The sequence below is a fragment of the Mycolicibacterium vaccae NBRC 14118 = CIP 105934 genome, assembly GCF_001552715.1.
GTDB classification, from domain to species: domain Bacteria; phylum Actinomycetota; class Actinomycetes; order Mycobacteriales; family Mycobacteriaceae; genus Mycobacterium; species Mycobacterium vaccae.
On the sequence record NZ_BCRS01000247.1, the window covers coordinates 1 to 5,645 of the forward strand.

Genomic DNA, 5,645 nt, shown 5'->3' on the forward strand with positions numbered 1-5,645 from the left:
TATCGGCAGCGGCACGACCCATGCCGTCGAACCCGTTGTCGCTCCGCCTGATTCAGTGTGTCGAGTATGCCGCGCTGGTGGCCGTGGTGCCGCTGGCGTGCTGGCTTGCCGGCGTCTACGGCATGGTCGGGCAGCTGAGCCTGGCATGACGAGGTGGGGCCGATGGTGGCGGGCGCCGGCCGTGGTGGCGCTCGCGGTGCTGCCGACCGCGCCGTGTGCGGCAGCAGTGGGCCCGCCGGCGGTGGACGAGTTGCGTCTGCCGCAGCCCCGCCCCGCCGCGCCCCGTCATCCCACCACCCAGCACGACGAGTGCGTCACCGCGGCACCACCCGCACCCGATCCGATGCGCCGTCCGGGACAGTTGCAGGGCATGGACCTTCCCGCGGTGTGGGCGCTGACCCGCGGTGCGGGGCAGACCGTCGCGGTGATCGACACCGGGGTGGCGCGCCATCACCGGCTGCCACATCTGATTCCCGGCGGTGACTATGTGTCCGGCCAGGACGGCACCGCCGATTGCGACGGGCACGGCACCCTGGTCGCGGGGATCATCGCCGCCACCCCGGACACCGCAGATCCCGACGGTTTCACCGGTATCGCACCGGAGGTGTCCCTGCTCGCGATCAGGCAGTCCAGCACCAAGTTCCGCGCCACCGACGATCCCGGTGGGACAGGCGTCGGCGACGTCGACACGCTGGCCGCGGCTGTGCGCACCGCTGCGGATCTGGGCGCGACGGTCCTGAACATCTCGACGGTGGCGTGTGTGGAGGTGGACCCGGGACTCGACGACCGGTCGCTGGGCGCGGCGCTGTCCTATGCGGTCGACGTGAAGAACGTCGTCGTGGTCACCGCCGCCGGCAACGTCGGCGGCGGCGGGCAGTGTCCCGGGCACAACCCGCGCGATCCCGCGCAGGCCGACGCGGTGACGCTGGTGGCCAGCCCAGCCTGGTACGACGACTACGTGCTGACCGTCGGCGCGGTCGGGCCGGACGGGATCGCATCGGAGTTCAGTCTGGCCGGACCGTGGGTGGACGTGGCGGCCCCGGCGGAGGCGGTGGTGTCGCTGGCCCCGACCGGCGACGGCCTGGTCGACGTCACGCCGTCCGGTTCGCCGATATCGGGTACCAGCTATGCCGTCCCGGTGGTCGCCGCGATCGCCGCACTGGTCCGGGCGCGGGCACCGGAACTGACTGCGCGCCAGGTCATGCGGGTCATCGAGGACACCGCCCACGATCCGCCCGGCGGCTGGGATCCGGTCGTCGGGCACGGCGTGGTCGACGCTCTCGCCGCGGTCTCGGCGACCGGACCCGCCCGCAACGTCATCTCCGCGGTGGCGCCGCCGCCCGTCGCCCCGCCGCAGGGGACCGGACCGGCCGACCGCGGGACCGCGGTGCGCGCCGCCCTCGTCTGCGTCGGGCTGGCCGCCTGCACCACAGTGGTGTCCGCCGTGCACCGGTCACGGCGTGCCGTCCCTGACGACTGACGCCGCCGGCCCGCTGAGTTCCGGACCGCGGGGCAGGGTGGCGAGCACCGGCCACGGGGCAGGCACCGCGGGCGTGGAAATACCCAGTGCCCGTGCAGTTTCCTCGTCGCGGACACCGAACAGCACCCCGGCGTCGGTGACCAGGAACAGGGAACCCGCGCTGTGCCCGGACCCGGTCAGCGACACCGACCGCACGAACACGCTGCGTCCCGCGGGCACCGAGACCGTGTCGACGGCCGGGCCGTCGGCGTCGGCCTGCGCGAGCGCGACGGGGTGCGGTAACGGCGTGGTCGCCACCGCGGTGAGCACCGTGGTGTGCGAACCCGTCCGGCCGGAGCTGCCGTCCCAGCGCGCGCAGACGACCACGTCGGTGGTGACACCACCCACGGACGGGAATGTCGCCACGGGCAGCGTGTCGACCACGGGCAGGGTCCCCACCACGTCCGCCGGCACCGTCGGCAGTTCCTCGCCGACGCGGCGGTCGGTGAAACGAATCAGGTCCGCGGCCACCTCGCCGATGCGCTGCAGTCCGTCGGACAGCACCACGTAGTGATCGGTCGCACCGCCTGCCCCCAGGGCCTGCACCACGGTGCCGACCGGGTGATCGTGCAGCGGCGGGGGCCCAGCCGAACCCAGCGCGGGGATGCGGGGCGGCGCGATCGCCGGCGCCTCCGGGACGGCGGCCAGTAACGCCGGGGAAACCGCTTGCGGCAGAACGCCGTCCAGCCTCAGTGCGCGTACCACCGCGGGGTGACGCAGATCCACCCGTGACCGCCATCCGCCGTGCAGCAGGTAGGTCAGCGCGGCGCTCTCCCCGCGCGGTGTCACCAGCACACTGGCGCCGGGCTCCAGCGCCGCAGCGGACGGCCCGACGGACACCGAGGTCCCGGTCCGTGCGTCATCGCAGACCGCCCACCCGGCCTCGCCGACATCCAGCGGCGGTGAGATCTGCGACGGGGCACCGGGAATCCCCACCTGCGGCCCGAGTGCCGACCCGTCGATCGCCCGTTGCGAGACGAGGCGCGGTTCGGCGGCGGCGCCGAGGATCAGGCGCGCCGAGGCCAGATTGAACACCGGGTGCAGGACGTCGTCGACCCTGACGTACATTGCGCCGGACTCGCGGACCACGACCAGTGGCGCGTCCCCCAGCGAGCCGCCGGGGCGCACGACCGCCAGAAGCGCGCTCACGGCGACGGCGATCACCGCCAGCACCGCACCGGCGACCAACGAAACCGATTGTGCGCGAAGCGGATCGTCGAGCATCCGCGGATCGCCGCGGACCAGTGCGTGCTCCATCCGGCGGGCCAGAAAGCGGTGCCCGCTGACCTGTAGACGTGTCGTCGGTTGCGCCATCACTCCCCCTGGGTCAGCGTAGCGGGGGTTGCGGCGGGGTCAGATCACTTGTTGGAGCGACGTTCCCGGTAGGCGGCGACGTGCTGACGGTTGCCGCAGTTGCCGGTGTCGCAGAACTTGCCGGATCGGTTTCGCGACAGGTCGACCAGCACCGCGTGGCAGTCCGGCGCCGCGCACAGCTTGAGCCGGCGCAGTTCTCCGCCGCGGATCAGGTCGGCCAGCGCCATTGCCATCTCGGCGCCCATCCGCTGCCACAGCGGGTCGTGGATCGATGCCAGGTGCAGGTGCCACTCGGGCATCTCAGGGTGGCGGGTCAGCCAGGGCGACGCCTTGGTGTCCGACAGTAGCGCGTTGACCTGGTCGACGGCGTGGGTCTCGTCGTCGGCGGCTTCCCAGATCCGGCCCAGCCGGGTGCGCAGGGCGCGCACCGCGTCGAGTTCGGCGGCATCGCGGTCCCGCCGCCCCGTCCACCCGAACGTGTCGAGATATTCGTCGAGCGCGGCGAGGTCGGCGAGTTGCTCGCCGTCGACCCGGTCGCTGTTGATCAGGACGCTGACCGCCCGCAACGTGAGCTCCGTGTCATAAGTAAAAAGCATTTGACCCATGACTCCCTCCGGTTGTAGCGTCATGACCAAAGCTCATTTTACTCATGTCACCCCTTGTCACATGCATGGAAGCGGTTTGCTCATGGCTGCACTCGATACCGACCCGGGCGTCCGTACGGACCATTTTCGTACAGGTCTGCTTTTCGCCATCGGCTCGGCGTTCGCGTTCGGCTGCAGCGGGCCCTTCGCCAAAGCGCTGATGGAGGCCGGCTGGACCCCGACCGCCGCGGTCACCGCACGGCTGGCCGGCGGAGCGCTGGTGATGGCGGTCTTCGCCTCCGTCGTGCGTCCGGGCTGGCTGCGCGAGGCGCGCGCACATGCCACCACCGTGGCGCTGTACGGCCTGGTCCCGATCGCCGGCGCGCAGCTGTTCTACTACAACGCCGTCTCTCATCTGTCGGTCGGCGTCGCGCTGCTGCTGGAATACACCGCCCCGATCCTGGTGGTCGGCTGGCTGTGGGCGACCACCAGGAGACGGCCCACCTCCATGACGTTGGCCGGCGTCGCCCTCGCCGTCGCCGGGATCATGCTGGTGCTCGGGCTGATCGGGCCCGGCGGACTGACCGCCGCCCAGATCAACCCCGTCGGCGTCGGCTGGGGCCTGGCCGCGGCGGTGTGCGCGGCCTGCTACTTCCTGATGTCGGACAAGGCCGGCGCCGCCGTACCCGACGGACGGACGCCGCTGCATCCGATCACGCTGGCTGCAGGCGGTCTGCTCGTCGGCGCCGTCGCAGTGACAGCCCTGGGCGTCGCCGGCCTGATGCCGATGCGGTTCACCGCGAACGACGCCGTGATCGCGGGCTGGACCACCTCGTGGATCGTCCCGGTGATCGCTCTCGGGTTGATCCCGACCGCGATCGCCTACACCCTCGGCATCGTCGGGATCGCGCGGCTGCGGCCCCGGTTCGCCTCGCTGGTCGGGCTGTCCGAGGTGATGTTCGCGGTGCTGGCGGCCTGGGTGCTGCTCGGTGAGGCGATGACCGCCACCCAGGCGGTCGGCGGCGCGGTCGTGCTGGCCGGGCTGGCCCTGGCCCGCCAGGGTGACCTGGCCGGATGCCCGGGCGACCACGGTGCCGAGCAGTTAGCATCGCCGGGTGACCCTCGGCTCTGACGCACGCCGCCTGATAACGGTGCTCGCCGCGCTCCTGCTGGCCGCGGCGGCGCTGGTCGTAACCCCCGGTCGCCTGCCGGCCGCCCACGCGCAGGGCTGCCCCGACATCGAGGTGGTTTTCGCCCGCGGCACCGACGAACCGCCCGGCCTCGGCAGGGTCGGGACCGCGTTCGTCGACGCACTGCGCGGGCGGGTCGGTGGCCGCTCGGTGGGCACGTACGCCGTCAACTATCCGGCGAGCTTCGACTTCCTCGCCGCCGCGTCGGGTGCCAACGACGCCAGCCTGCACATCCAGTACATGATGGCCAACTGCCCCACCACCCGCCTGGTGCTCGGCGGCTACTCGCAGGGCGCCGCGGTCATCGACGTCATCGCCGCGGTACCGATTCCGGCAGTCGGCTTCACTGCGCCGCTGCCGCCCAACACACCGGACTTCGTCGCCGCGATCGCGGTGTTCGGCAACCCGTCGACCAAGCTGGGTCTGCCCATCACCGTCAGCCCGGTGTGGGGCCCGCGCTCCATCGACTTGTGCAACGGCGCCGACCCCGTCTGCTCGGGCGGAAACGACATCGCCGCCCACAGCACCTACAGCACCGCCGGGTTCACGGAGCAGGCGGCGGCGTTCGTCGCCGGACTTGTTTAACACAGCTATGCGTTACCGTGTCTTGTGCCCGCTGAAAGACTGAGCCGCCGGCTTCTCGCCACCGCAGCTGCCGTGATGGCGTCCGCGGCCGCCGCCTTCGTCCTGCCCGCAGCCCCCGCCGCCGCGCAGCCGTGCGCCGACGTCGAGGTGATCTTCGCCCGCGGCACCAGTGAGCCGCCCGGGGTCGGGCGCGTCGGCCAGGCCCTCGCGGACACCCTGCGCAATCAGCTCGGCGGCCGCACCGTGGCCACCTACGGGGTGAACTATCCCGCCACCTACGACTTCCTCAACACCGCCAGCGGCGCCACGGACGCGACCGGACGCATCGCGTACCTGGCGGCCCAGTGCCCGAACACCCGCGTCGTGCTGGGCGGCTATTCGCAGGGCGCCGCCGTGGTCGCGATGCTCGCCGGCGTGCCGCCGCTGGGCGACCGGATCGGCGCCATCGGCTCC

At 72.2% G+C, this 5,645-nt stretch carries 6 protein-coding genes; 4 read left to right on the forward strand and 2 right to left on the reverse strand.

Features of this window, described 5'->3' with window-relative positions; all coding sequences use genetic code 11:
* The first annotated feature begins 145 nt into the window (after positions 1-145).
* Positions 146-1,480 carry a type VII secretion-associated serine protease mycosin gene (mycP, locus tag MVA01S_RS28280; RefSeq protein ID WP_040540540.1) on the forward strand — a complete coding sequence of 445 codons (1,335 nt, stop codon included), beginning with the start codon at positions 146-148 and terminating at the stop codon, positions 1,478-1,480.
* Here mycP and eccB read toward each other — a convergent pair.
* Both eccB and MVA01S_RS28290 read right to left on the reverse strand, forming a co-directional pair.
* The gene (gene eccB, locus MVA01S_RS28285) at positions 1,454-2,833 is read right to left on the reverse strand and encodes a type VII secretion protein EccB (protein WP_003929210.1); all 1,380 of its coding nucleotides are present in this window, start codon (positions 2,831-2,833) and stop codon (positions 1,454-1,456) included. The genes mycP and eccB overlap by 27 nt on opposite strands.
* A 44-nt stretch (positions 2,834-2,877) precedes the next feature.
* On the reverse strand, positions 2,878-3,429 hold the full coding sequence (locus tag MVA01S_RS28290; RefSeq protein ID WP_003929209.1) for a CGNR zinc finger domain-containing protein: 552 nt from the start codon (positions 3,427-3,429) through the stop codon (positions 2,878-2,880).
* A gap of 91 nt (positions 3,430-3,520) precedes the next feature.
* Between MVA01S_RS28290 and MVA01S_RS28295 the strand changes: the two genes are divergently transcribed.
* The 3 genes from MVA01S_RS28295 to MVA01S_RS28305 form a co-directional block, all read left to right on the forward strand.
* A complete protein-coding gene (locus MVA01S_RS28295) occupies positions 3,521-4,549 on the forward strand; it encodes an EamA family transporter (protein ID WP_003929208.1) in 1,029 nt (342 codons plus the stop codon).
* Positions 4,533-5,192, forward strand: coding sequence for a cutinase family protein (locus MVA01S_RS28300; protein WP_040540543.1), 660 nt, complete (start codon positions 4,533-4,535; stop codon positions 5,190-5,192). Before MVA01S_RS28295 ends, MVA01S_RS28300 begins: the two co-directional genes overlap by 17 nt.
* A 75-nt stretch (positions 5,193-5,267) precedes the next feature.
* Positions 5,268-5,645 (forward strand): cutinase family protein (locus tag MVA01S_RS28305; RefSeq protein WP_159426364.1); only part of this gene is annotated, 378 nt, incomplete at its 3' end.